Annotated in this window: 24 protein-coding genes; 14 read left to right on the top strand and 10 right to left on the bottom strand. The window is 66.7% G+C overall.

What is annotated here, in order from left to right; all coding sequences use genetic code 11:
• Window positions 1–21 precede the first annotated feature (21 nt).
• The 4 genes from ACF66B_RS10150 (at window position 22) to ACF66B_RS10135 (ending at window position 5,199) form a co-directional block, all read left to right on the top strand.
• The gene (locus ACF66B_RS10150; RefSeq protein ID WP_111431053.1) at window positions 22–1,899 is read left to right on the top strand and encodes a feruloyl-CoA synthase; all 1,878 of its coding nucleotides are present in this window, start codon (window positions 22–24) and stop codon (window positions 1,897–1,899) included.
• 10 nt (window positions 1,900–1,909) lie between these two features.
• On the top strand, window positions 1,910–2,782 hold the full coding sequence (locus ACF66B_RS10145; RefSeq protein ID WP_111431052.1) for an amidohydrolase family protein: 873 nt from the start codon (window positions 1,910–1,912) through the stop codon (window positions 2,780–2,782).
• A gap of 137 nt (window positions 2,783–2,919) precedes the next feature.
• Window positions 2,920–3,618 (top strand): hypothetical protein, encoded by a 699-nt coding sequence (locus tag ACF66B_RS10140; RefSeq protein WP_111431051.1) that lies wholly within the window; start codon window positions 2,920–2,922, stop codon window positions 3,616–3,618.
• Between the two features lie 42 nt (window positions 3,619–3,660).
• The gene (locus ACF66B_RS10135; RefSeq protein ID WP_111431050.1) at window positions 3,661–5,199 is read left to right on the top strand and encodes an acyl-CoA dehydrogenase family protein; all 1,539 of its coding nucleotides are present in this window, start codon (window positions 3,661–3,663) and stop codon (window positions 5,197–5,199) included.
• A gap of 22 nt (window positions 5,200–5,221) precedes the next feature.
• Here ACF66B_RS10135 and ACF66B_RS10130 read toward each other — a convergent pair whose 3' ends face one another.
• From ACF66B_RS10130 to ACF66B_RS10115, 4 genes are all read right to left on the bottom strand, one after another.
• Window positions 5,222–6,853, bottom strand: a complete 1,632-nt coding sequence (locus tag ACF66B_RS10130; RefSeq protein ID WP_111431049.1) for a molybdopterin-binding/glycosyltransferase family 2 protein — start codon at window positions 6,851–6,853, stop codon at window positions 5,222–5,224.
• A gap of 1 nt (window position 6,854) precedes the next feature.
• Window positions 6,855–7,862, bottom strand: coding sequence for an XdhC/CoxI family protein (locus tag ACF66B_RS10125; RefSeq protein ID WP_111431048.1), 1,008 nt, complete (start codon window positions 7,860–7,862; stop codon window positions 6,855–6,857).
• A gap of 86 nt (window positions 7,863–7,948) precedes the next feature.
• Complete coding sequence (locus ACF66B_RS10120; RefSeq protein WP_392662498.1) at window positions 7,949–8,713, bottom strand: MauE/DoxX family redox-associated membrane protein; 765 nt, start codon at window positions 8,711–8,713, stop codon at window positions 7,949–7,951.
• 70 nt (window positions 8,714–8,783) lie between these two features.
• Window positions 8,784–9,116 carry a hypothetical protein gene (locus ACF66B_RS10115; RefSeq protein WP_111431047.1) on the bottom strand — a complete coding sequence of 111 codons (333 nt, stop codon included), beginning with the start codon at window positions 9,114–9,116 and terminating at the stop codon, window positions 8,784–8,786.
• Window positions 9,117–9,277: 161 nt separating this feature from the next.
• Between ACF66B_RS10115 and ACF66B_RS10110 the strand changes: the two genes are divergently transcribed.
• From ACF66B_RS10110 to ACF66B_RS10100, 3 genes are all read left to right on the top strand, one after another.
• Complete coding sequence (locus ACF66B_RS10110) at window positions 9,278–10,189, top strand: MoxR family ATPase (protein ID WP_111431046.1); 912 nt, start codon at window positions 9,278–9,280, stop codon at window positions 10,187–10,189.
• Entirely contained in the window at window positions 10,189–10,452 is a 264-nt protein-coding gene (locus ACF66B_RS10105) for a hypothetical protein (RefSeq protein WP_111431045.1), read from the top strand. The genes ACF66B_RS10110 and ACF66B_RS10105 overlap by 1 nt, the downstream gene beginning before the upstream one ends.
• A gap of 107 nt (window positions 10,453–10,559) precedes the next feature.
• Window positions 10,560–11,813: a VWA domain-containing protein gene (locus ACF66B_RS10100; protein ID WP_111431044.1), complete on the top strand. Its 1,254-nt coding sequence runs from the start codon at window positions 10,560–10,562 to the stop codon at window positions 11,811–11,813.
• Between the two features lie 3 nt (window positions 11,814–11,816).
• Here the strand turns inward: ACF66B_RS10100 and ACF66B_RS10095 are convergent, their stop codons facing one another.
• Complete coding sequence (locus tag ACF66B_RS10095; RefSeq protein ID WP_111431089.1) at window positions 11,817–12,155, bottom strand: SMR family transporter; 339 nt, start codon at window positions 12,153–12,155, stop codon at window positions 11,817–11,819.
• A 401-nt stretch (window positions 12,156–12,556) separates the two neighbouring features.
• Between ACF66B_RS10095 and ACF66B_RS10090 the strand changes: the two genes are divergently transcribed.
• A complete protein-coding gene (locus ACF66B_RS10090) occupies window positions 12,557–13,549 on the top strand; it encodes an LLM class flavin-dependent oxidoreductase (RefSeq protein ID WP_111431088.1) in 993 nt (330 codons plus the stop codon).
• Between the two features lies 1 nt (window position 13,550).
• Here ACF66B_RS10090 and ACF66B_RS10085 read toward each other — a convergent pair whose 3' ends face one another.
• A complete protein-coding gene (locus ACF66B_RS10085; protein WP_111431043.1) occupies window positions 13,551–14,084 on the bottom strand; it encodes a hypothetical protein in 534 nt (177 codons plus the stop codon).
• Window positions 14,085–14,510: 426 nt separating this feature from the next.
• Window positions 14,511–14,723, bottom strand: coding sequence for a hypothetical protein (locus ACF66B_RS10080; RefSeq protein ID WP_162683364.1), 213 nt, complete (start codon window positions 14,721–14,723; stop codon window positions 14,511–14,513).
• A gap of 296 nt (window positions 14,724–15,019) precedes the next feature.
• On the opposite strand from ACF66B_RS10080, the gene ACF66B_RS10075 reads away from it, so the two are divergent.
• The 6 genes from ACF66B_RS10075 (at window position 15,020) to lexA (ending at window position 19,919) form a co-directional block, all read left to right on the top strand.
• Window positions 15,020–15,610 (top strand): aminodeoxychorismate/anthranilate synthase component II, encoded by a 591-nt coding sequence (locus ACF66B_RS10075; RefSeq protein ID WP_111431041.1) that lies wholly within the window; start codon window positions 15,020–15,022, stop codon window positions 15,608–15,610.
• Window positions 15,607–16,641 (top strand): anthranilate phosphoribosyltransferase, encoded by a 1,035-nt coding sequence (gene trpD, locus ACF66B_RS10070; RefSeq protein WP_111431040.1) that lies wholly within the window; start codon window positions 15,607–15,609, stop codon window positions 16,639–16,641. The genes ACF66B_RS10075 and trpD overlap by 4 nt, the downstream gene beginning before the upstream one ends.
• On the top strand, window positions 16,638–17,447 hold the full coding sequence (gene trpC / locus ACF66B_RS10065; protein WP_111431039.1) for an indole-3-glycerol phosphate synthase TrpC: 810 nt from the start codon (window positions 16,638–16,640) through the stop codon (window positions 17,445–17,447). Before trpD ends, trpC begins: the two co-directional genes overlap by 4 nt.
• Before the next feature lie 10 nt (window positions 17,448–17,457).
• Entirely contained in the window at window positions 17,458–17,937 is a 480-nt protein-coding gene (moaC, locus tag ACF66B_RS10060) for a cyclic pyranopterin monophosphate synthase MoaC (protein WP_111431038.1), read from the top strand.
• Window positions 17,938–17,946: 9 nt separating this feature from the next.
• Complete coding sequence (glp, locus tag ACF66B_RS10055) at window positions 17,947–19,137, top strand: gephyrin-like molybdotransferase Glp (RefSeq protein ID WP_392662489.1); 1,191 nt, start codon at window positions 17,947–17,949, stop codon at window positions 19,135–19,137.
• Between the two features lie 89 nt (window positions 19,138–19,226).
• Window positions 19,227–19,919, top strand: coding sequence for a transcriptional repressor LexA (gene lexA, locus ACF66B_RS10050; protein WP_111431037.1), 693 nt, complete (start codon window positions 19,227–19,229; stop codon window positions 19,917–19,919).
• A 6-nt stretch (window positions 19,920–19,925) separates the two neighbouring features.
• On the opposite strand, the gene ACF66B_RS10045 is transcribed toward lexA, so the two are convergent.
• The 3 genes from ACF66B_RS10045 to ACF66B_RS10035 all read right to left on the bottom strand — a co-directional run bounded on the left by ACF66B_RS10045 (window position 19,926) and on the right by ACF66B_RS10035 (window position 23,553).
• A complete protein-coding gene (locus tag ACF66B_RS10045) occupies window positions 19,926–20,387 on the bottom strand; it encodes a DCC1-like thiol-disulfide oxidoreductase family protein (RefSeq protein WP_111431036.1) in 462 nt (153 codons plus the stop codon).
• 358 nt (window positions 20,388–20,745) lie between these two features.
• Window positions 20,746–21,621 carry a response regulator transcription factor gene (locus ACF66B_RS10040; protein WP_162683363.1) on the bottom strand — a complete coding sequence of 292 codons (876 nt, stop codon included), beginning with the start codon at window positions 21,619–21,621 and terminating at the stop codon, window positions 20,746–20,748.
• Window positions 21,622–22,215: 594 nt separating this feature from the next.
• Window positions 22,216–23,553 (bottom strand): HlyD family type I secretion periplasmic adaptor subunit, encoded by a 1,338-nt coding sequence (locus ACF66B_RS10035; protein ID WP_111431033.1) that lies wholly within the window; start codon window positions 23,551–23,553, stop codon window positions 22,216–22,218.
• Window positions 23,554–23,555 lie beyond the last annotated feature (2 nt).

Here is a 23,555-nt window from a genome sequence, read left to right as displayed (position 1 = left end):
GCAACGACAGGGAGGGAAAAGATGACAATGACCGAGATCGAGAAGGCTCCGACGGGTGCTGCCCAGCGTGCCGACTGGGCGCGCCGCCACACGCTCACGCATTACCTGCCGCACAAGGTCATCCGCGAGGATCGTCCCGACGGCACGATCCTGCTTCGCTCCGGCTACGACCTGCCGCCCGTCGTTCCCAACACCGGTGCCTGGCTGCATGAGTGGGCCGAGAAGGCGCCCTACCGCGTCGCCGTTTCCGAACGACCCGCGGATGGGCCGGGCTGGCGCAACGTCACCTATGCCGAGCTGCTCGATCAGGTCCGAGCGGTCGGAGCTTCGCTGCTGGCGCGTGGCCTGGGGCAGGAGGACACGATCGCGGTGCTTTCTGGCAACGGGCTCGACCACCTGATCCTGTCGCTCGCCGCGCAGTATGTGGGCATTCCCGTCGTGCCGCTTGCCGAGCAGTATGCGCTGATCGCCGAGGCCCATGGCCGGCTCCTCTATGTGCTCGACAAGGTGAAGCCGAAGCTCGCCTTCGTCGATGATGCGACCCGCTATGCCGGGGCGCTCGCGTTGCCGGAGCTTGCAGATGTCGAGGTGGTGGCCGTGCGCGGCACGGCATCGCGCCCGGTGACGCCGTTTGCCGAGCTGTTGAGGGGAGAGCCGACCGCTGCGCTCGATGCCGCCCATGCGCAGGTGGGCCCCGACACGCTCGCGAAGATCCTCTTCACCTCCGGTTCGAGCTCGGACCCCAAGGGCGTGCTGACCACGCACCGGATGATGTGCGTGAACCAGACCCAGCTCGCCGCGGCCCTGCCGTTCCTGAACGAGCACCTGCCGCGCATCACCGACTGGCTGCCCTGGAACCACGTTTTCGGCGGCAGCCACAACGTCAACATGATGCTGGCCCATGGCGGCACGCTCACGATTGACAGTGGCAAGCCGACGGGCAAGGGCTTCACCACAACGCTCAGGAACCGTACAGATCGCCCCGGCACCCTGGCCTTCAACGTGCCAGTCGGCTGGAACATGCTGGTCGACGCGCTCAAGGGCAACCCGGCGCTCCAGCGCCACCTCTTCAAGGACCAGCAGCTCCTCTTCTACGCCGGCGCTTCGCTGCCGCAGGATGTCTGGGAGGCGCTGGAAAATTTCTGTTTCGAGGCCCGCGGCGGCTTGCCGCTGATGATCTCGAGCTGGGGGCTTACCGAAACCGCACCCGCCTGCCTGATGGTGCACGAGCCGATCGGGCGTTCGGGCGTCATCGGGGTGCCGCTCCCGGGGGTAACGGTGAAGCTCATTCCTGACGACGAGATGCGCTGCGAGATCCGCGTGAAGGGGCCGAACGTGATGACGGGCTATTTCGAGGACCCGGAGCGGACCAGGGCAGCCTTTGACGACGAGGGCTTCTTCATTACCGGCGATGCGGTGCGCTTCGTCGATCCGGACGATGCCGCGCGCGGCCTCGTCTTCGACGGGCGTGTCTCAGAGGATTTCAAGCTCGAGACCGGTACCTGGGTACAGGCGGGCGCGCTCCGGATGAAGGTGCTCGCCGAGCTCGCAGGGCTTGCCCAGGACGTTGTGATCTGCGGCCACGACCGCGGCGAGGTCGGGCTCTTCGTCTTTCCCGCGGCGGATGCGATAGGCGAGCCCGCCGATGTCACCCTCGGGGCGATCACGGACGCGCATCTGATGGCGCGGATCGAAGGGGCCCTTCGGGCGATGAACGCCCATGTCTCCGGCTCGGCCAAGCGCATCACCCGTGCGCTCATCCTTGCCGAGCCGCCCTCGCTCCAGGATCACGAGATCACCGACAAGGGCTCGCTCAACATCAAGAAGATCCTCACCCGCCGCGCCGACCTGCTCGAGCGGCTCTACGACAACGAAGACCCCGCGCTGATCCGCGTTTGAGGAAAGACCGATGATCGATTTTGCAGGCGTCCGCGCCATCGACTTCCACACCCATGCCGAAGAGCCCTGCGGCTGCCATCACGACGACGGCTACGACGATCTCCAGGCTTCCATGGCGAAGTATTTCGGCGCGCCCTGGTCCCATCCGCCAACGATCCACGAGACGGCTGCGCATTACCGGGCGCAGAACATCGCTGCGGTGATCTTTCCGGTCGATGCCGAGCGCGAGACCGGTTACCGGCGCTATTCGAACTACGAGGTGGCCGAGCTTTGCGCGGAACATTCCGACATCCTGATCCCCTTTGCCTCGATCGATCCGGCGAAGGGCAAGCTGGGCGCGCGGGAGGCCCGAGATCTGGTCGCGAACCATGGGGTGCAGGGCTTCAAGTTCCACCCCACCATGCAGGGGTTCTATCCCAACGACCGCATGGCCTATCCGCTTTATGAGGCGATCGCGGAGACCGGCAAGCCTGCGCTCTTTCACACCGGCCAGACCGGGGTGGGCTCGGGCATGCGCGGCGGCAACGGCATGCGGCTGAAATACTCCGATCCGATGTATATCGACGATGTGGCGGTGGATTTCCCCGACATGCCGATCATCCTGGCGCACCCGTCCTTCCCCTGGCAGGAGGAGGCGCTCTCGGTCGCGACACACAAGCCCAACGTCTACATCGATCTCTCGGGCTGGAGCCCGAAATACTTCCCGCCAATCCTCGTGCGTTATGCCAACACCTTGCTCAAGGACAAGATGCTCTTCGGCTCCGACTGGCCGATGATCTCGCCCGAGCGCTGGCTGGGCGCTTTTGAGAAGGCCGAGTTCCGGGACGAGGTCCGCCCGCTCATCCTGAAGGAAAACGCGATGAAGCTGCTCGGTGCGGCCTGAGAGCTCGCGTTCGGTTCAGGCAGCGGGAGACGCGCCAGCGGCGAAGGGCGCCCTGACCGAGGCGCCCGAGCTAACGGCCGGACCCGCTGGATGACGCCCCGCCGCGCCGGAGAAGCGCGCCACGGAGGAAACACGCAATGAAGATCATCATTCTCGCCGCGGTGCTCGTTCTCGGAGCAGGCAGCCCGCAATACGCCGCTGCCGAAAGCGGCTTCTCGGGCACGCGCCTCGGGGCAGGCCAGCCAAGGCCGCTGCCGAACCGTTTCAGCATGTCGACGCTGGTCGGTTTGCGCGACCTCTGGCATTCGGGCTGGATCGGTACGCCCTTCGCGCAGCGCGTCGAGCCCTTCCATGTTATCGGCGCCGTCGGCATGGCATCGAGGATGGCGCATCTGCAGGCAACCTTCGCCACGGATATCACGATCCGCGAGGCCGACGAGAACCTTCCGCCCGAGGGGATTGCCGTGCAAGCAAACGACACCGTCAATCATGCCGATCTCATCACGCCGGCGGTTGGCTATTGGGCCGCTTACGCTGGCCGTTCGGTGCCGATCTCGGGGGATACGCGCCATGACGAGGACCTCGTCGAAGCAGCCAGAGGCGCCACCCTTCTGATCGACGAGGTCATAGTGCCGAACCCGGCCATGACCGGACCCCCGGTTGCTCGGGCAACCATCGGCCACCACACGACGTCGCAGGAGGACGAGCGGCTCTCTGCGGAGGTCGAGCAGGATCTCTTCGATTTCACCCGCGAAACCTGCGACGCGCCGCTGCTGGTCGGCGAGGATGGCATGACCTTAGAAATCATGTCCGATGGCGTCGGGAGGGTCGGGTGACATGCGCCCAGATTTCAAAGTGACATCAGTGGAGGACATTCGATGACTGCATTTCACGCTCCCCTCGACGACATTCTGTTCTCCCTGCGGCATGTCGCGCGGGCCGACAGACTGCCGGACTGGGACGACGAACTTGCCGCCGAGATCATCGGCCATTTCGCATCCTTCGCCGAAGGCCGGATCGCGCCGCTCGATGCGCCCGGCGATGCTGAGGGCTGCCGTCTCGAGAACGGCCGGGTGCGGATGCCGGCCGGTTTCCGCGAGCTTTACGCCGAACTGGCCGGACAGGGCTGGCAGGGGCTTTCGATCCCGGAGGCGTTCGGCGGCCAGGCTCTCAGCGCGGCGATCCGCGCCGGCGTGAGCGAGATCTTCTCGGGCGCAAACCACGCGCTCCAGATGGTCACCTCGCTGGTACCCGGTGCCGTGAGCGTGCTGCTCAGGTTCGGTACCGAGGCGCAGAAGGCCGAGCTCATCCCGCCAATGGCGGATGGGCGCTGGCTCTCGACCATGGCGCTTACCGAGCCGGGCGCGGGCTCCGATCTCGCGGCGATCCGTACGAAGGCGGTGCGCGAGGGCGAGACATGGCGGATCAACGGCGAGAAGATCTTCATCTCCGGTGGTGACCAGGACATGAGCGAGGGCATCCTGCACCTCGTTCTCGCTCGTACCGGTGCTGCGGATTCGGGCGTGAAGGGCCTCTCGCTCTTTGCCTGCCGTTCGGAGCGCGCCGACGGCAGCCGCAATGCCGTCACCGTCACCCGGATCGAGGAGAAGCTTGGCCTCCATGCCTCGCCGACATGTCAGCTTGCCTTTGACGGCGCGGAGGGCGAGCTCATCGGCGCGGAGGGCGGCGGACTTCGGGCGATGTTTGCGATGATGAACCATGCCCGGCTGGACGTGGCGTTGCAGGGGGTTGCCCATGCCGCCCGCGCGGCCGATCTCGCGCGGGCCTATGCCGCGGAGCGGCGGCAGGGGCGCGATGCTGCGGGGCAGGTGGTGACGATCGACCAGCACGCGGATGTGGCGCGCATGATCGGCGAATGCGATCGCCTTGCGGTGGGCGGGCGGGCGCTCTGCCACCTCGTGCTCGTGGCCGAGGAGCTCGGCACCGAGCCGGATTTTGTCGAGTTCATGACGCCGGTCTGCAAGTATTTCTGCACCGAGGCGGGCACCCGTGCCGCTGATCTCGCGATCCAGGTCATGGGCGGTTACGGCTATCTTCGCGAATACGGTGCGGAGCAGAACTGGCGCGACGCGCGGATCTGCGCGATCTACGAGGGGGCTAACGGGATTCATGCCCGCGCCATGGTGACCCGTGGTCTCGCGCTCAATGGCGGGGCGGGGGCTCGAGCCTTCGCGAGCTTTCTGCGCGAAAGCGGACTGGTGGCGGAGGCCGGGGGCTGGGAGATGGAGGCAGCGTGCGTCAGCGCTTTGCCCGATCCGACGCGCGAGGCGCATGCCTTCATGGAACGGACCTGCGATCTCGCCTTCCACGCCGCCTGGGCACGGATCGCGGCAGTCGCGTCGGCCGCGCCCGATGCAGGCCGCCTGCAGGCGCTGGTGGCAGTCGCTGCCGCCTGAGCAGGGCCTCTCCCGGGTGGTGTCAGAGCGGGGCGCCACTCCGCCAGGCCGCCCAGGCTTCGGGCGTATCGAGATCGATAACAGCGCCTTCGCCCGCGGTGGCGACATCGGTCACGAACTCGCCGGCTTCGCGGACCACCTCGCGCGCGCCTCGGTCGCCCTTGAGGGCGGCAAGGCTTTCGAAGAAGCGTCGGCCGAAAAGCACAGGGTGGCCGGGGCGACCTGCCGCGCTGACCGCCCGGCAGATCTCCCGCCCTTCGACGGGATCGAAGGCCGCGATCAGCCGGTTGATATCTCCCGCCTCTACCTCCGGCATGTCGGCGAGGAGCACGATCGCGGCATCCGTTTCCGGGCCGAGGGCTGCGATTCCGGCGCGGAGCGAGGCGGCCATGCCTTCGGCGCACTCCGTTGCCTCGACGATGCGGGCGCCGGTTCCCTCGAGGGCCGCGCGGCGGGCCGCATTGCCAGGCGGGAGGACAGCAATCACCTCGTCGGCCTGGCTCGCGCCTGCCGCTTCGGCGACGGCGCGGAGCACCGGCATGCCAACGGCCACAGGTTCAAGAAGCTTGTCGGCGCCCCGCATCCGGCGGCCCGCCCCGGCGGCGAGCACGAGGACCGCGACCCGCGGCCGGGCGGGTGCGACCGGGGCTTGACGCCCGGCGCGCGGCTGGGGCCTTGCCGGGATTTCCTTCAGAAGCCCGCCGACGCCCATTGCCGCGATGTCGCGATCGCCGACGGCGAGGCCGGCCGCGAGCCGTTCGAGTACCCAGTCCGCCCCGTTGAGTGCTGGCGAGCGCGCGCAGCCCGGCAGCCCGACCACCGGCCGCCCGCCGAGATCGCCCAGAAACAGCAGGTTGCCCGGATCGACCGGCATGCCGAAGCGCGTGAGCCGCCCGCCCGCAGCCAGCAGGCCGCTCGGGCAGGTGTCGGCGACATCCGAGGTTGCTGAAGCCCCGAGGATCAGCAGGAGATCCCCCTCCGCTGCGCCCAGCGCTGCGGCGACCGCCGCCGTCTCGTGGGCGACGATGACGGGCGGGGCAAGCGTGAGCCCGAGAGCCGTCATCCGCGCCTCGATCGTCGCGGCCCCCTTGGCCAGCAGGCTCTCCTTCATCCCGGGCGTTCGCGTGAGTATCAGTGCCACCCGCCCCGGCCGGAAAGAATGGAGCCGGATTGGCGTCGGGCCGAGGCCCTCGAGCGCGCGGGTGACCTGTGCGCTCGCGACGGCGTAGGGAATGATCTTGACGGTGGCAACCATCTGTCGCGCCTGCACCCGAGCATGATCGGGCAGTGTTGCAAGCGTGATGGCCTGATCGACCGCGTTGAGCGCATCTACCGCCGCGCGCTCGACGCGCAGCACGCCCGGCGCTTCGGCAAAAAGGTTCACCCGGCCGGTGAACGGAGCCGAGATCGAAAGACCGAGTGTCGCGGCATCCGGGGCAATGGCCGCCGCAATACGGGCCGCCGCCGCATCCTCGCTGAGATCGCCGGGAGCAAGGCGCGCGACTGTCACCTCCGCAATGCCGGCCCCGGCGAGTGCCGCGATGTCTTCGGCCGAGAGTGTCCGACCCTTGCGGAGGCGGAGCCCGCCGGCGTGCAGGGAATGGGCGAGGATCGCGCCTTCGGCGGCTTCCACTGCGACGGGGCCGAACTCCATCTCAGGGCCTCGTGTCGGGATGCCGCAGGCGTTCGGTGATCTGGGCGAGGATCGAAATCGCGATTTCCGCTGGCGACTGCGCTCCGATATCGGCCCCGACCGGGGCATGGATGCGGGCGATGTCACACGTCGCAATACCCTCGGCCTCCAGACGTGCGACGCGCTTCGCATGGGTGCGGGTCGAGCCAAGGCAGCCGAGATAGAAGACGGGCGAGCGGAGTGCAGCCCGGATGGCCGGATCGTCGAGCTTGGGATCATGGGTTAGGGTCACGACAGCTGTGCGCGTGTCGAGCCCGAAGGTGCCGAGCGCGGTATCGGGCCAGTCGCCCAGAAGGGCCGTGCCGGGAAAGCGCGCTGGGCTCGCAAAGGCCTCGCGAGGGTCGATCACCGCCACGTCGTAGCCGGCGAGCCGGGCCATCGGCACAAGGGCCTGCGCGATATGAACCGCGCCCACCACCGCCATGCGGAGCGGTGGATTGTGCACGCCGAGAAACCAATCTTCGGCAAAACCGGAACGGTCCTCGACGAAGGCCGCACGAGCCGCATCGCCAAGCGGACCGGGGCTCTCGGCCCCGACGAGATGGCGCTCCCAGCTTTCGGGGTTGACTGCGTAGACCACCGGACGCCGTGCAGCGCGCGCTGCGACCAGATCAGCGATCAGCCCTTCCGACGGACCGTCGCCAACGGCGATCGGCTCGACGAGCACCCGGATCCGGCCGCCGCAGGCGAGCCCGACGGCGAAGGCATCCTCGTCGCTCACGCCGAATTCGAGCATCCGCGGCCGCCCATCCTCGAGCGCCTCGAGCGCCTCGGCCACCACTGCGCCCTCGACGCAGCCGCCCGAGACGGAGCCCGCCATCTCTGCATCTTCGGTGATCGCGAGCTGTGAGCCCCGCGGGCGTGGGGCCGAACCCCAGGTTTCCACCACGGTCGCGAGCGCCGCGCGCCGTCCGGCGCGGACCCAGGCAAGGGCGGCTTCGGGGATCTGGTCGGGTGCGGGCTCGGCCATGCGTCTCACCATGCATCGGGTGCGGGAGACTTATATACTGCGCCCGGCCCCGGTTCTCCAAGCCCGTCTGCCCCAGGCCCGGCGCGTCAGGCGCCGAGCCACATGCGCAGGGGCATCCAGATCGCCATCAGGATCATCATGAGGTTCTCGGTGAGCGAGATGAAACCGAGCGGCACGTTGGAGCCACCGCCGACGCAGGCGCATTTGAGTTCACGCTTCTCGACATAGACCGCCTTGAACACCGATACAGCTCCCACTGTCCCGATGAAGAGCGCAATCGGAGCAGCAAGCCAGATGAGCGCACCCGCGATCATGAGCAGGCCCGCCCCTGTCTCTGCGTAGGGATAGACATAGCCATAACGTACCTCGCGACGCGCCAGCAGGTCGTAGTTGAGAAACATGGTCGAGAAGCTCTCGACGTCCTGAAGTTTCTGCAGCCCGAGAAGCGTCATGCCGAAGGCGATGAAAAGCTCGAAGGTGCGAACCGCGGGAAGGGCCGCGGCCCAGCTCACGGCGATTGCCATGAGTGCCGCGACCGCAAAGATCGCGATCACCGGGCGATATGTCGTCTCGCCCTCATCTTTTACATGCTCGCCAAAGAACTCGCGCAGTTCATCATAACCACCGATCCGCTCGCCGCCGATCCAGACCTGCGGCGTCGTCTCGACGCCCTCACGCTCCTGAAAGGCCTCGGTCTCGTCATGTGTGCGCAAGGGGTGGTCCTCGATAGCATAGCCTTTGCGTTCGAGAAGCGCCTTGGCCTTGAGGCCGTAGGGGCAGACATGGTCGGGCATGACCATACGATAGAGTTTTGCGGCTTTTGCGCCGCCGGTCGTGCTGTCGAGCGGCAATTTCAATCTCCTTTCTGGTCGGGAACCTTATTTCCGGAGGGATCTCATGGGGGCATGAGCACGCCCGGGCTCAGGAGGAGAAACGACGGCCGACGTGCGCGGAGATCACCGCCGGTTTGGCCACGCGGTCGCGCCGTGAGGCTCGGGGAGAGAGGCGCGAGCGCGAGCGTCCGCGCCGCAGGGCGAGGTCGTCCGGCATCTCCTGCGTCTCTTCGCAGCTCTCGCGCGTCGGACGCAGGAGCGCCACGAAGGCGATGGCGCCGAGCCCTCCCATGACGAGAAATGTCACCGCTGCCGAGGTTCCGGCCGTGGTGCCGAAGACGGGTGTCGAGGCGGCGAGAAAAGCGAAACTTCCACCGGCGAGGCCGGTCAGGATGTGGGAAACAGGTCGCTTGTCGTTCATCTGTCCTTCCTTTCTGCTGCGCCCAGGGTTGAGTGCGATATGCGGATCAACGCGGCCGGCCGGAAAAGGTTTCTCCGCCGCGGTCCGCCTGCCACCATGGGAGGGCTTGATTTCCCTGCCTTCTCGGCTTCCATAGGGCCGGACCTGAGGAGAACACCCCCATGCACGACCTGCCGCCCTCGATCGATGCGACCCGTTCCATGCTTGCCGATGCGGGATATGTCGCCGGACGGGGGCTTGCGACGGTGGTCTATCTCAGCCTCCGCCTCGGCCGGCCGCTCTTCCTCGAGGGGGAGGCGGGCGTCGGCAAGACAGAGATCGCCAAGGCGCTCTCCGCGGCGCTGGGTCGACGGCTGATCCGGCTGCAATGCTACGAGGGCCTCGATGCGACCTCCGCGGTTTACGAATGGAATTTCCCGGCGCAGATGGTCGCGATCCGCACGGCGGAGGCTGAAGGCGGCGCCGACCGCGAGCGCCTGACCGACGAGCTCTTCTCCGACCGCTTTCTCATCCGCCGCCCGCTGCTCGAAGCGATGGAGCCGCAGGAGGGCGGGCCGCCGGTCCTGCTCATCGACGAGCTGGACCGCACCGACGAGCCTTTCGAGGCGTTCCTGCTCGAAGCCCTGTCGGATTTCCAGGTGACGATCCCCGAGCTCGGCACCATGCGCGCCGCCGAGCCGCCCATTGTCATCCTCACTTCCAATCGCACCCGCGAGGTTCATGACGCGCTGAAGCGCCGCTGCCTCTATCACTGGGTGGACTACCCGGATTTCGACCGAGAATATGCGATCCTGCGTGCGAAGGCGCCCGAGGCCACCGAGGCGCTTACCCGCCAAGTTGTGGCCTTCGTGCAGAAGCTCCGGGGCGAGGATCTCTTCAAGAAGCCGGGCGTCGCGGAAGCCATCGACTGGGCCAAATGCCTCGTCGCCCTCGATGCGGTGCAGCTCTCGCCGCAGGTGATTGCCGATACACTCGGGGCGTTGCTCAAATACCAGGACGATATCGCCAGGATGCAGGGCTCGGAAATCAAGCGCATCCTCGATGAGGCGAGCGCCGCGCTGGCGCCCGTCTGATGAACTCGGCCATCGATCATGTGGTTCTCACCATCCGCGACAGCGGGGCGACCGTGGCCTTCAATGTCCGAATGCCCGGGCTCGAGGCGGTGACCACTGATACCGAGTGCGGGCCGTTGATCGTCGATGGTCAGAAGATCAACCGGAAGACACTCGATCAGGAAAACCGCGACAATGCCTGCATCGGGTCGCGCGACCTCTGCCTGGTGGCCGACCTTCCCGACGGCACTCTGATCGAGGTGAGCCGATATGACGCGGCATAGACTAGGCCCTTGCGAACCGGACAGATCCGTCATGGATGCAGGTCTCGTCCGGGCGGGTGTCATCCCCGTTCGGGGACAGATGCGCCGCACAAGGCAAAGGTGAAGCCATGGCCCGCGTCCCCGACAGTTTCCCCGACGAAGGCAAGCTTGCTGCCAACATCACCCATTTCGCCCGTGCGCTCCGGCGGGCAGGTATCCCCGTCGGCACCGGCCGAGTGGTGGATGCGATCCGCGCCGTGGAAGCGGTGGGTTTCACGGACAAGACGGATTTCTACCACACGCTTCAGGCCTGCTTCGTCAGCCGGCCCGAACAGCGCCAGGTCTTCGCGCAGGTCTTCCGGCTTTACTGGCGCGACCCGCAGTTCATGGAACACATGATGTCGATCCTGATGCCGACGCTCAGGGGTTTCAACGATCGGCCGGATCCGGGGGCCGCCGAGCGCCGCGCCGCGGAGGCGTTGCTTGACGAGGCGGAGATGCCCGCGCCCCAGCGCCGCGAGGAGGACGAGGAGGAGATCGAAATCGATCTCTCGCTCACCGCCTCGGGCGAGGAAAAGCTCAAGACCGCCGATTTCGAGCAGATGTCGGCGACCGAGATCGCCGCGGCCAAGCGTGCCATCGCCCGGCTCGATCTGCCCGTGTCGCCGATCGCGAGCCGCCGCACCCGCTCTGACGCCCGCGGGCGTATTGCCGACTGGCAGGCGACAATTCGCGCGAGCCTGCGCGCGGGGGGAGAGGTGCAGGGGCTCGCCTGGCGCAAGCGTCGCATCCGCTGGCCCAATCTCGTGGTGCTCTGCGACATTTCAGGCTCGATGTCGGCCTATTCGCGGATGATGCTCCACTTCCTCCATTCGGTCGCGAACACCAGGGGCGCGGGCTGGGCGCAGGTCCATGCATTCACCTTCGGCACCCGGCTCACCAACATCACCCGTCACCTCCGCCGCCGCGATGTCGATGCGGCGCTCGAGGCGGCGGGCCGCGAGGCGCAGGACTGGGAGGGCGGCACCCGGATCGGGGCGTGCCTGCACGCCTTCAACCGCGACTGGTCCCGGCGGGTACTGGGGCAGGGGGCGGTGGTGCTCCTGATCACCGACGGGCTCGACCGCGACGATCCTGCGTTGCTGGCCCGCGAGATGGAGCGGCTCCACCTCTCGGCCCGGCGGGTGATCTGGCTCAACCCGCTGCTGCGCTGGGATGGCTTCGCGCCGAAAGCCCGCGGCATCCGTGCCATTCTGCCGCATGTGGACAGCTTCCGCGCCTGCCACAACATCGCGAGTCTCGAGGAGCTGGCGGGGATCCTCGCACGCCCCGATGATCCGGGCGACCGCGCGCGCCTTCAGGCGATGCTCGCGGCCGCCTGAGGCTCAGTGACCGACGGTGTTCGAGAAGACGTTGACGATCACGACGCCCGCAAGGATCAGCCCGAGGCCCAGCACCGCGGGCAGATCGAGCTTCTCGCCATGGAAGATCCAGGCGATGGCTGCGATGAAGACGATGCCCATTCCCGACCAGACGGCATAGACGACCCCCGTCGGCATAACGCGGAGCGTGAGCGCGAGCAGGTAGAAGGCAATGCCGTAGAGCCCGAGTGAGAGCGCCGTCGGCCCGAGCCGGGTGAAGCCTTCGGTGCGGGCCAGCGCGGTGGTGGCGACGACCTCTGCGAGAATCGCGAGGCCAAGATAGAGATGGTGGATCGAGAGCATGCAGGCGGCTCCGCATGTTGTGCCGGGCTGGCGCCAGTGCTGCACGCGAAGTGCGGTGGGCGCAAGGGGCGCCACGCGTGCATATACATCGCGGTGCGCACGGGCCAAGGCGTTCAGGTCCGCAGGCATATGAAGCTTCTGCGTTTCTTCCTTCCGGTCAGGCCGCTTGCCCTGCTCAAGGTGGCGCGTCTGGTTGCCATCTGCCGCGCCGGATGCGCGCCTTTATCGTCTGGGTCGCGCTGGTGCCCGGCCCGCACATGGTCTGAAGGCGCCTGCCGGAGGCCGCCAGCGATGCGGCGAATATTAGATGTATTTATTTTATGCATTTTCGGCAATTTGCAGGCTGCTCTCCCCGCTGATCGCGCTAGATTAATCGGACTACGACGAATGGAATGATGTCGATGCTGCCATACTCGCTCCTCGACCTCGCCCCGGTGCCCGAAGGCGGCACGGCGGCGGAGGCGCTCGCCAATACCCGAGACCTGGCGCGCCACGCCGAAGACTGTGGTTTCGCGCGCTACTGGCTGGCCGAGCATCACAACATGCCGGGCATCGCCTCAGCTGCCACGGCCGTCGTCATCGGCCATGTCGCGGCGGCGACGTCGCGAATTCGGGTTGGCGCGGGTGGGGTGATGCTGCCCAATCACGCGCCCCTCATCATCGCCGAGCAGTTCGGCACGCTCGCCACGCTCTTTCCCGGCCGCATCGACCTTGGTGTCGGCCGTGCGCCGGGCACCGACATGGCGACGATGCGTGCAATTCGCCGCGGCATGGATGGCCCCGATCACTTCCCCCGCGCGGTGACCGAACTTATCGGCTATTTCCGACCAGGCCGGCCGGGCCAGCCAGTGCGAGCGGTGCCTGGCGAGGGCACGGAGGTGCCGGTCTGGATGCTGGGATCGAGCCTCTATGGCGCCGAGCTCGCAGCCCACTTGGGCCTGCCCTACGCGTTCGCCTCGCATTTCGCCCCGGCCTCGCTTGCCCAGGCGATCGAGGTTTACCGTCGCGGCTTCCTGCCCTCCGAGAGCTGCGCCGCGCCGCGCTTCATGCTCGCGCTCAACGTCTTTGCCGCCGATAGCGCGGCCGAGGCCCGCTATCTCATGACCTCGATGCAGCAGGCCTTCATCAATCTCCGGAGCGGCCGACCCGGACCGCTGCCACGTCCGGTGGCCGACATCGGTGCAGTGGCGCCGCCGGGTCTGATAGCTGCCGTCGATCAGGCGCTGTCCTGCTCGGCGGTGGGCGATCCGGGCATGGTCCGGGATCAGATCGCCGCGCTCATCGAGCGCTACAGCCCCGACGAAGTCATCTTCACGGCCCAGATTCATGACCATGCCGCCCGGCTCCGCTCTGTCGAGATCGCGGCCGAGGCAATGATGTCGCTCACCGGGTAAGTCAGCCCCCCGCCTCAGCGCACACGCAGCCCGGTCTCGGGCATGGCGAAGTCGTCGGGAACGACGACGACATGCGCCGCATCCAGCCCTCGAACCCTGAGAGGTCGGAGAAGGCATCGCCGAAATATTTCGCGAGCCGCCGGAAGAGCTTCGGTCCGATCACCAGGTCCCCGAGCGTTTCGGGGTCGACTGCGAAGGTCGCGCCGCGCGCTGACGCATCGGCGGCGTAAAGCCCCGCCTGCGCGGCCCCGGCTGCCCGCGCGATCTCGGCGAGCCTCTGCGTCAGCGAGATCGGCAGCGAAAGATAGAAGAGCGAATAGGCCTTCCCCTCGGCGAGGCTGCGTACGTTGTAGCTCGCTCCGAGCCGGGCCTCGTCGAGAAAGACCTCCGTCCCATCGGGCTCTGGGGCATCGGAGAAGAAGACGAAGGCGACGATGCGCCCGTGTCCGTCGAGCCCGTTCGAGAGCACATGCCCGCGCACCGGATGACGCTCGACCGACGCGACCTTGTTGGGCCGGTCGGCCTGGAACGCCACCTTGCCGAAACCCGCGCGGGCAAGCAGGAAATCCTGTGAGGCCGTCGCGGCCGCGAGGTTCTGGTGTCGTCCGGCGAAATGGGTCTCGAGCGCATCGAGCCCCTCGAAGCGCAGATTGATCTGCCGCGGCCGTTGACGGCTGGCCTCCGCAGGCCGGGCGGCCTGAGCACTTCGGCCGCACCAGGATCATCGGGCCGGAACTTGATTGTGTTGCCGTCGGGTTCCGGGCCGTTGAGGGGTTGGTCGGGGTAGAAAATATGGAATTCGCCATTGAGCCGCTTGCAGGCCATGCGTCCTCCGAAATGATCTATCGGAAGAATTCCGGCGTCCACGCGCAAAGCTGCCGCGGCCGCAGGCGGTGAGGATACACCGCCCCGTCCGTGGTACCAGGACACGCCCTCGAGAGGGCGCCCGGTGCCCCTAGGCCTACCGCGTGCCGGGGGCGTTGCCCGGCGTTTCCCCGGGGCGGAAGAGCGAGGGCGAGCCCGCAGCACCGCCATCGAAGACATCCGGCGCGGGCGGGCGCAGCAACCCATCAAGCCCCGGCGGCACGTCGCGGGCAGGTCCCGAGATGACGAGTGGGGCGGGCGCTTCGACAAGCAGCCCCTGTGCCGCCGCGGGGGCCGGGCGTTCTGCCACGGGGGCGGGGCTCGTCAGCGCGGCAGGGGGCTCGGCGGTCCCTGGGGGTATCTCGGGCGGCAAGGTCTTCAGTGGCGGGAAGGCATAGATGAGACCCGCCGCAATCACGGCGGAAACCGCCGCGCCTGCCGCAGCACCTTGCCAGAACCCACCCCCCGCGCGCCGTTTTACATGCGCGCGTCGACCTGCTTTACTCGTTGCCACCAGCTTTCCCTTGACCCGGTCTGATCCGCGGGGCCATGTATAGCGCCCGCGCGACCCAGCGCCAATCCCGCCACAGGAGGAAAGGCCAAGAGATGCTGCTGCTGATCGATAACTATGACAGCTTCACATACAACCTTTACCATTACCTGGGGGAACTTGGGGCCGATATCGTCGTGAAGCGGAATGACGCGCTCGACGTCCAGGAAGCCATGGGGATGAACCCCTCGGCCATCCTCCTTTCGCCCGGTCCCTGCGCTCCCGATCAGGCCGGGATCTGCCTTGCCCTGATCGCCGCCGCCGCCGAAACCCGCACGCCGCTCATCGGTGTCTGTCTGGGGCATCAGGCGATCGGTCAGGCCTTCGGCGGCCAGGTGGTGCGTGCCGACCAGATCATGCATGGCAAGATGGGCCTCGTGCACCACACCGGAAAGGGCGTGTTCAAGGGACTGCCCTCGCCCTTCGAGGCCACGCGCTACCACAGCCTCGTCGTCGAGCGCTCCAGCCTGCCCGAGGCGCTCGAGATCACTGCCGATCTCGAGGACGGTACGATCATGGGGCTGCGGCACCGCGAACTGCCGATCCACGGGGTGCAGTTCCATCCCGAGTCGATTGCCTCGCAGCACGGGCATGCGCTCCTGCGCAACTTCCTCGACATCGCGGGCGTCGCGGGAGTGCCTGCATGAGTGACCGGCTGAAGCCGCTGATCGGGCGTGCGGTCGAAGGGCCTCTGTCCCGGCCCCAGGCCGAGACCGCCTTCGAGGCGATCATGGATGGCGATGCGACGCCCGCACAGATCGGGGGCTTCCTGATGGCGCTGCGCACACGTGGCGAGACGGTGGCCGAATACGCTGCCGCCGCTGCGGTGATGCGCGCGAAGTGCCACAAGGTCCATGCTCCGGCGGGCGCGATGGACATCGTCGGCACCGGCGGCGACGGCAAGGGCACGCTCAACATCTCGACCGCCACGGCTTTTGTCGTCGCGGGTGCAGGCGTCGTGGTGGCCAAGCATGGCAACCGCAACCTTTCCTCGAAGTCCGGCGCGGCGGATGCGCTGACCGAGCTGGGTATCGACGTGATGGTCGGTCCCGAGACGGTCGAGCGCGCGCTTGCCGAAGTCGGGATCGGCTTCATGATGGCGCCGATGCACCACCCGGCGATGCGCCACGTGATGCCGGCCCGCATCGAGCTCGGCACCCGCACGATCTTCAACATCCTCGGGCCGCTCACCAATCCCGCGAGCGTGCGGCGCCAGCTCACCGGCGCCTTCTCCCGCTCGGTGATCCGGCCGATGGCCGAGACGCTCGGCGCGCTGGGCTCGGACCGGGCCTGGCTCGTGCACGGCTCCGACGGCACCGACGAGATCGCCATCTCGGGCGAGACCTATGTTGCCGAGCTCGACAAGGGCGCAGTGCGCGAATTCACCATCCATCCGGAGGAAGCGGGCCTGCCCGTCCATCCCTTCGATGCAATCGCGGGCGGCACGCCGGCCGAGAATGCCGCCGCCCTCCGCGCCCTGCTGGCCGGGGAGCCCTCGGCTTACCGTGACGCGGTGCTGCTCAACGCCGCCGCCGCCCTCGTCGTGGCGGATCGTGCCCCGGCGCTCGCCGCGGGCGTTGACCTCGCGCGCGAAAGCATCGATTCCGGTGCGGCAAAGGCCAAGGCGGCGGCGCTCGCGGCGCTTTCTCCGATACGGGCCAAGGGGGAGCAGGCATGAGCATTCTGGACGAGATAAAGGCCTACAAGCTGGCGGATGTCGCCGAGCGCAAGGCGGCCCGGCCGCTGTCGGAAATCGAGGGCGCCGCGCGGGCCGCGGGCCCGGTGCGCGACTTTGCGGGCGCGCTCCGCCATGCCGCCACCACCGGTGGCTACGGCCTCATCGCCGAGGTGAAGAAGGCGAGTCCATCCAAGGGGCTCATCCGCGCGGATTTCGACCCGGCGGCGCTTGCTGCGGCCTATGAGGCGGGCGGCGCCACCTGCCTCTCGGTCCTCACCGACACGCCGAGCTTTCAGGGCGAGGACGGCTATCTCGCCGCGGCGCGCAACGCTGTCTCGCTTCCCGTGCTGCGTAAGGATTTCATCTACGATCCCTGGCAGGTCGTCGAGAGCCGCGCGCTCGGGGCCGACTGCATCCTCATCATCCTCGCAAGCGTCTCCGACGCCCAGGCGGCCGAGCTCGAGGAGACCGCGCAGGCCTATGGCATGGCGGCGCTGCTCGAGGTCCATACCCGCGAGGAGCTCGACCGCGCCTGCCATCTCAAGTCCGAGCTTGTCGGGATCAACAACCGCGACCTCAACACCTTCGTGACCGATCTCGATACCACGAAATCGCTCGCTCGCGGTGTGCCGGTCGACCGGATCACCATCTCGGAATCGGGCTTTACCGACCGCCTCGACCTCGCCCGCATCGCGCGTTATGGCGTGCGCTGTTTCCTGATCGGCGAGACCCTGATGCGAGAGGCTGATGTCGAGGCCGCGACCCGCGAGCTCCTGCGCGGCCCTTGGCGGCCGGAAGCAGAGTGACGGGGCGCTCATGTCCGGCCCGCTGACCCATTTCGACGAGACAGGCGCTGCCCACATGGTCGATGTCTCGGCCAAGCCCGCGACCGCCCGCACCGCGGTCGCGCGCGGCTCGGTCACCATGTCGCCCGAAACGCTCGCGCTGGTCATGGCCGGCACGGCGGCGAAGGGCGATGTCCTCGGCGTGGCGCGGATTGCGGGCATCATGGCGGCGAAGAGAACCTCCGATCTCGTTCCCCTCTGTCATCCGCTGGCGCTCTCCAAGGTCTCGCTCGAGTTCACCCCGGACACCACCGCGGGCAAGGTCGTGATCCAGGCGACGGTGCGCACCACCGGCCCGACCGGCGTCGAGATGGAAGCGCTCACCGCCGTTTCCGTCGCGGGTCTCACCATCTACGACATGCTGAAGGCGGCGGACCGCGGCATGGTGATCGGTGAAATCCGTCTCGCCTTCAAGGATGGCGGCAAGTCGGGCCGCTACGAAGCTGAATAGGACGTCCACATGAGCATGATCGGCGTTTCCGAGGCTCACGCCCGGCTGATCGGCCTCTTCGCGCCGCTCGGCGCCGAGGATGTGCCGCTGGCCGAGGCCGCCGGCCGGGTGCTTGCCGCAGAGATCATCGCGCTCCGCAGCCAGCCGCCTTTCCGCTCCTCCGCCATGGACGGCTATGCGGTTGCGAGCGCCGGTGCGGGGCAGGGCGCGCGTCTGCGGGTCATTGGCGAGTCCATCGCCGGTCGGCGCTGCGAGGGCCGCATGGGGCCGGGAGAGGCGGTGCGGATATTCACCGGAGCGCCGGTGCCCGACGAGGCCGATTGCGTCGTCATCCAGGAAGACACATCCCGCGACGGTGACGAGGTGATCCTCAACGCACCGGGCGTGGAGGGCGGCAACATCCGCCCTGCCGGGATCGATTTCCGCGAGGGTGCGCGCATTTCCGCGCCGCGGCGCCTCACTGGCCGTGATCTCGCCCTGAGCGCCGCGATGAACGTCGGCACGGTGCGCGTCGCTCGCCGCCCCGAGATTGCCATCATCGCGACCGGCGACGAGCTGGTGATGCCGGGCGAGACGCCGGGTCCCGATCAGATCGTCGCCTCGAACCAGTATGCGTTGAAAGCGGCCTTCGAGGCGCGCGGCGCCTGCGTTCGCATTCTCCCCATCGCGCGCGACAGCGCCGAAAGCCTCTCCGCGGCCTTTCGCCTCGCCGAGGGTGCAGATGCGATCGTGACGCTCGGGGGCGCGTCTGTCGGCGATTACGACCTCGTGCAGAGCACAGCGGCCGCCGAGGGGCTGGAGCTCAGCTTCTACAGGGTGGCAATGCGGCCCGGAAAGCCGCTGATGGCGGGGCGGCTCCGTGGCACGCCGCTGGTCGGCCTGCCGGGCAATCCGATCTCCGCTGTGGTCTGCGCTCAGATCTTCCTGCTGCCAGCCATCGACTGCATGCTCGGCCTGCCCACGGGCCTTGCGCCGCGCATCTCCGCAAGGCTTGCCGAACCCGTCGGCGCGAACCGGGAGCGGGAACACTACATGCGCGCGGAAGTTGTGCTGGGCCCGGACGGCTGGCTCTGCACCCCGTTCACCCGGCAGGACAGCTCACTGCTCTCCGTGCTGGCCGAAGCCAACGCGCTACTTGTCCGTCCGCCCCACGATCCGGCCCGCGAAATCGGGGATGTGGTGGAATTCATCTGGATGTGATAAACCTGAGATTGATCTACTCTCTTGATTCTTGACACAAAACAGGAACGTTAGTAGAACGGCTCGAGGGAGAGCCAAAGGATCGGGACATGCTGACGCGCAAGCAATACGATTTGCTTCAGTTCATTCACAAGCGGCTGCAACAGGATGGTGTGCCGCCTTCGTTCGACGAAATGAAGGATGCGCTCGATCTCCGATCGAAATCAGGCATCCACCGGTTGATCACGGCGCTTGAGGAGCGGGGCTTCATCCGGCGCCTCGCGCACCGTGCGCGTGCCATCGAGATCGTCAAGCTCCCTGACAGCATGGAGGACGCCCCCGCGACCTTCCGCCCCACCATCATCGACGGCGACCGGCCCGATTACCGCCCCGCCGCGGCGCGGCCGGTAGAGATCTCTGCTGTCGAATTGCCGGTCATGGGCCGTATCGCCGCCGGCACGCCGATTACAGCAATTCAGGAGCCCTCGCACAATGTGGCAGTGCCCGCCTCGATGCTGCGCAGCGGCGGGCGGCACTACGCGCTGACGGTCAAGGGCGATTCCATGATCGACGCCGGCATCAACAGCGGCGACATCGTGGTGATCCAGGAGCAGTCGAACGCCGACAACGGCGATATCGTCGTCGCGCTCGTGGAGGAGCAGGAGGCGACGCTCAAGACCTTCCGCCGCCGCGGCACGACCATCGCGCTGGAGGCGGCCAATCCCGCCTACGAGACCCGGCTCTACCAGGACCACCAGGTCAAGGTGCAGGGCAAGCTCGTCGGTCTCATTCGCAGCTACTGAGCCGCCTCAACGCAGGATCCGCGTCTGCAGGGCCGGATCCGGCAGGGCGCACATGTCGCTTCGCCCGAACGCGCGGCGGTTGCGTGCGACCCGGCGGTAGATCCAGTCCTGCATCGACCGGGGCAGGAACCGGAACACGCCCAGCATCCGCGCCGGGCCTCCGAGCCGCCGTCCGATTCCGGTGACCGCCTGCAGCGAACCGCAGGCCCGGCCCTCCTCGAGAAACAGCCAGCTTTCAGGATCATCCACCTCCATCCCGTAATGGGCGAGCATCGCCGTGCCGAGGGGGCTGTGGGTCGAGGCAATGCGGAACTCTCCCCGCCGGTCGAACCGGCTGATGAGCCGTGCGCCTTGTGTGCAAAGCAGGCACTCGCCATCCATGAAGACAATCGGCCTGGTGTCATCGAATGGCGGCACGGCAGGGTCCGTCCGGTAGGAGTAGGCCTCTCGCTCAATCATCCGTGCCATCGCTCCGCCTCTCCAAGCCACTCCACACCATCCACTCTAGTCTAACGGATCGGCAGGCGCGATGAACCCCCCGAAGAAGGCGGTTCCTTTCGCAAGACCTCCTACCTGTCCAATGCATGATCATGCTGTCGGAGGCTGGGATCAAACCCCTGTCGCGCCTATGCGGGCCGGTATCGTCTGCGGCTGATTTCGCCACCTGGAGGCGGGCCAAGGGCGCGCAGTTTCATGCCTTGACGATTGAAGGCCGCTTCCCATGGCATAGCCCGCAGCAGGCTCCGATCAGCTTATCGGTCCTGGTGACATGCGTTGCGGCAATGGATGGCGATCGCTGAGTGATGGGCTGATCCGTATATCCTCGCTACCTGGCCAAGGCGTGGTGCAGGTTGGATTTGTAGAGTGCGAACGGCGCGATCTTGGGCTCGACGGTCTCTTCCGTCGAGGCGCCCTGGGTGGCAAGGATCGCCGCATGCGTTCGGTTGAGCGCGCCAAGCTTCTTCATGACCTGACGGACATGGACCTTTACCGTCGCTTCCGACATTTCGAGTTCGCGCGCGATCTCCTTGTTCGAGCGCGCCCGCGTGAGACAGTCCAGCACCTCCTGCTGGCGCGCAGTCAGGTCGTTGTTGCAGGGAGGATTGAGCTGTTGTGGGCACTTCCGGTTGATCTGGTTGCGCGGCAGCTCCTTGCTGTCCCTCGACTTCTCGTCCGTCAATGCCTTGGGGCGGTCCGCTTCCACCAGGGTCGGCGCAGGCAACTGGGATGGGCCCTTTGGCGGAGTTCCTTGCGGCTGGGTCGCTACGTTGCGCAGGGCCTCCGGCGGGAAATAACCACCACCTGCCAGAATGAAGTTCAGCGCCGCAACAGCGACATCGGCGTCAATACTGGTCGCGATATAGCCGGCGATCCCGAGATCGATGGCGCGTTCGATGTTCTCGGCATCCGGACAATCGCCCAGTATGACGATCCGGCCGGACGGCTCGATCATCGACAGGATCCGATACGCTGCCACGACGTTCGGATCCGCCAAGCTTGCGCCACCGATGCTGAGAATGACCATCCTGAAACCGGTCAGCCGGCTTTGGCTCAGGGCCTCCTCGACACTGCTTGGGATAAGCTCAAGGCCTGCATCTTCGGCCCAACTCTTCAGAAACTCGGTGATGACCGTCCGCTTGAACGGCATGTCATCCAAAACCAGTACGCGATTTCCCCCTGTATGGGCTGTCTGGTCCGTCATAGCTCCCCCACTCCCCCAAAAAACTGGAGCAATCACCAGCGCCCTCTGGCGCTTGTTCTTGATGCAACAATTTTTATTTTCAAACGTTTGCACGGGAAACATCAGTAATCGCCCGTAACAAAAGAATAACATTTCGAACACCGCTTGTCTCACGGAACTGGCTCTGAGCTGTATTTTTGCGCGGGAGGAAATTCTTCTCTTTATGCGTGTGTTCTTGTTTGATTCTGTTATCGACTTGAATGCCATACGGAGCTGGATGACTGAAGCGTCCGGTCCGATTGCACGTATTGCGAATAGGTTGCAAACCAAGCGATTCAGTTGGCTTTGCCGCGTGTGCCGGACCTCCGGATGCAGGGCGCATCAACGCCGTCCGGAGCGGTTTCCTTCTGGCGACGCATGAACATCGAAGCCATCCGACTCGACGCCCTCGGCTGCAAAGGGGGCTCAAGTCCGGACCGATAGAGCCGATGACAATCTCCATCGCTCGCGGCCGTTCCGTTGCCTTGGCGCCGGTGGCCGTGGGCTCCACCCGACAGCAAAAGAGCCAGGCGATATACATCGCCTGGCTCCCAGAAAGCCGCGAAACCTTCGGGGTCAGATCTCGCGGCCTGCGCGCCAGAGTGCTTCGGTGAAGGGCTGGGTGATGTACTGAAGCAATGTGCGTTCGCGCGCGACAATCAGCACGCTTGCCGGCATGCCGACCTGGATGTTCGTGGCGCCCGCCTTTTCGATCTCGCTCTGGGCCACCTCGATGCGCGCAATGTAGTGCGGCGCGCGACTCCCGGGATCGACCCGTGTATCGGCGGAAACCTCTTTCACAATGCCGACGACCTTCGGCACAACCCTGCGTGAGAGAGCGGAGAACTGCACATGCGCTTCCATGCCGCTCTTGACGAGATCAATGTCCATCGGAGAGACCGAAGCCTCGACGATCAGCTTCTCCTGGGTCGGCACGATGTCGAGAACCGCCTGGCCCGAGCCGATGACACCGCCCTCTGTTCTGATTCGCAGGTTGTTCACAACACCGGCGACCGGTGCGGTGAGCACGGTGCGTGCGAGGACGTCCCGCCGGGCGTCCAGCATCTGCTCGATTTCCGCAAGCTCGCCGCGGATCTGGCCGGCGCGTTGTGAGGCTGCTTCGATCCGTTCGGCGTCGACTGCCATCAGCTCCACTTCCGCTTCGCCGATGCGCTGGCGGGCGGCGGCGATCGAGGCGGTATACTCGCCACGGTAGCCGCGAATCTGTGCCACTTCACGCCGGAGGCGCAGCATTTCCACCTTGAGCGAGAGCCCCTGGTCGAGCAGCACCTGCTTGTCGGCAATCTCCTGCAGGATGAGGTCGAGCTGCGCGTCGCTGCTCTCGATCTGGGCGGTGTAGCCGGCGATCTGCTGCTCGAGTTGCTGCATCTGCTGCTGCAGCATATGCTTGCGGGCCGTGATCATGTCGTTGCGGGCCGTCATGATGCGGGTTTCGGCCGCAATGACCTCGGCGCCATCCGGATCGTCCAGGAGGGCGGCGGGAAAGGTGATGGTGCTCAGGCCCAGAACTTCGGCCTCCACGCGCGCCGCCTCGGCACTGCGCGCGCGGAGGCGATCCGTGAGCGTAGCGACCTCGGACTCTGGCACGGTTTCCTGCATCTCGATTAGGGGTGCGCCCACCTCGACCGCATCGCCGTCGTGCACGAGGATGCGCTTCACGATGCCACCTTCGAGATGCTGTACCGTCCGGACACTGCCGAAGGGCGCGATCGTGCCCTGCGCGACGGTGCCGCCCGCCAGGGGCGCGAAGCCCCCCCAGCCGCCGAAGACGGCCAGAAACAGCAGGATGACGAGAAGGCCCCACTGCCGCGGTCCGCGGACCGCCTCCCGCGGCGAACCCCCGACGGCGGAGATGCCGGGCAGCATGCGGGACGAATAGTTCGCGTAGGTCATGG

The organism is Amaricoccus sp. B4 (assembly GCF_043226085.1).
In the GTDB taxonomy this organism is placed as follows: Bacteria; Pseudomonadota; Alphaproteobacteria; order Rhodobacterales; family Rhodobacteraceae; genus Amaricoccus.
This window is presented reverse-complemented; position numbering and strand designations above follow the sequence as displayed.

What these genes read in the sequence shown, in the direction of transcription:
- ACF66B_RS10150 (WP_111431053.1), top strand. Translation starts at nt 22, where the DNA reads ATGACAATGACCGAGATCGAGAAGGCTCCGACGGGTGCTGCCCAGCGT.
- ACF66B_RS10145 (WP_111431052.1), top strand. Translation starts at nt 1,910, where the DNA reads ATGATCGATTTTGCAGGCGTCCGCGCCATCGACTTCCACACCCATGCC.
- ACF66B_RS10140 (WP_111431051.1), top strand. Translation starts at nt 2,920, where the DNA reads ATGAAGATCATCATTCTCGCCGCGGTGCTCGTTCTCGGAGCAGGCAGC.
- ACF66B_RS10135 (WP_111431050.1), top strand. Translation starts at nt 3,661, where the DNA reads ATGACTGCATTTCACGCTCCCCTCGACGACATTCTGTTCTCCCTGCGG.
- ACF66B_RS10130 (WP_111431049.1), bottom strand. Translation starts at nt 6,853, where the DNA reads ATGGAGTTCGGCCCCGTCGCAGTGGAAGCCGCCGAAGGCGCGATCCTC.
- ACF66B_RS10125 (WP_111431048.1), bottom strand. Translation starts at nt 7,862, where the DNA reads ATGGCCGAGCCCGCACCCGACCAGATCCCCGAAGCCGCCCTTGCCTGG.
- ACF66B_RS10115 (WP_111431047.1), bottom strand. Translation starts at nt 9,116, where the DNA reads ATGAACGACAAGCGACCTGTTTCCCACATCCTGACCGGCCTCGCCGGT.
- ACF66B_RS10110 (WP_111431046.1), top strand. Translation starts at nt 9,278, where the DNA reads ATGCACGACCTGCCGCCCTCGATCGATGCGACCCGTTCCATGCTTGCC.
- ACF66B_RS10105 (WP_111431045.1), top strand. Translation starts at nt 10,189, where the DNA reads ATGAACTCGGCCATCGATCATGTGGTTCTCACCATCCGCGACAGCGGG.
- ACF66B_RS10100 (WP_111431044.1), top strand. Translation starts at nt 10,560, where the DNA reads ATGGCCCGCGTCCCCGACAGTTTCCCCGACGAAGGCAAGCTTGCTGCC.
- ACF66B_RS10095 (WP_111431089.1), bottom strand. Translation starts at nt 12,155, where the DNA reads ATGCTCTCGATCCACCATCTCTATCTTGGCCTCGCGATTCTCGCAGAG.
- ACF66B_RS10090 (WP_111431088.1), top strand. Translation starts at nt 12,557, where the DNA reads ATGCTGCCATACTCGCTCCTCGACCTCGCCCCGGTGCCCGAAGGCGGC.
- ACF66B_RS10075 (WP_111431041.1), top strand. Translation starts at nt 15,020, where the DNA reads ATGCTGCTGCTGATCGATAACTATGACAGCTTCACATACAACCTTTAC.
- trpD (WP_111431040.1), top strand. Translation starts at nt 15,607, where the DNA reads ATGAGTGACCGGCTGAAGCCGCTGATCGGGCGTGCGGTCGAAGGGCCT.
- trpC (WP_111431039.1), top strand. Translation starts at nt 16,638, where the DNA reads ATGAGCATTCTGGACGAGATAAAGGCCTACAAGCTGGCGGATGTCGCC.
- moaC (WP_111431038.1), top strand. Translation starts at nt 17,458, where the DNA reads ATGTCCGGCCCGCTGACCCATTTCGACGAGACAGGCGCTGCCCACATG.
- glp (WP_392662489.1), top strand. Translation starts at nt 17,947, where the DNA reads ATGAGCATGATCGGCGTTTCCGAGGCTCACGCCCGGCTGATCGGCCTC.
- lexA (WP_111431037.1), top strand. Translation starts at nt 19,227, where the DNA reads ATGCTGACGCGCAAGCAATACGATTTGCTTCAGTTCATTCACAAGCGG.
- ACF66B_RS10045 (WP_111431036.1), bottom strand. Translation starts at nt 20,387, where the DNA reads ATGGCACGGATGATTGAGCGAGAGGCCTACTCCTACCGGACGGACCCT.
- ACF66B_RS10040 (WP_162683363.1), bottom strand. Translation starts at nt 21,621, where the DNA reads ATGACGGACCAGACAGCCCATACAGGGGGAAATCGCGTACTGGTTTTG.
- ACF66B_RS10035 (WP_111431033.1), bottom strand. Translation starts at nt 23,553, where the DNA reads ATGACCTACGCGAACTATTCGTCCCGCATGCTGCCCGGCATCTCCGCC.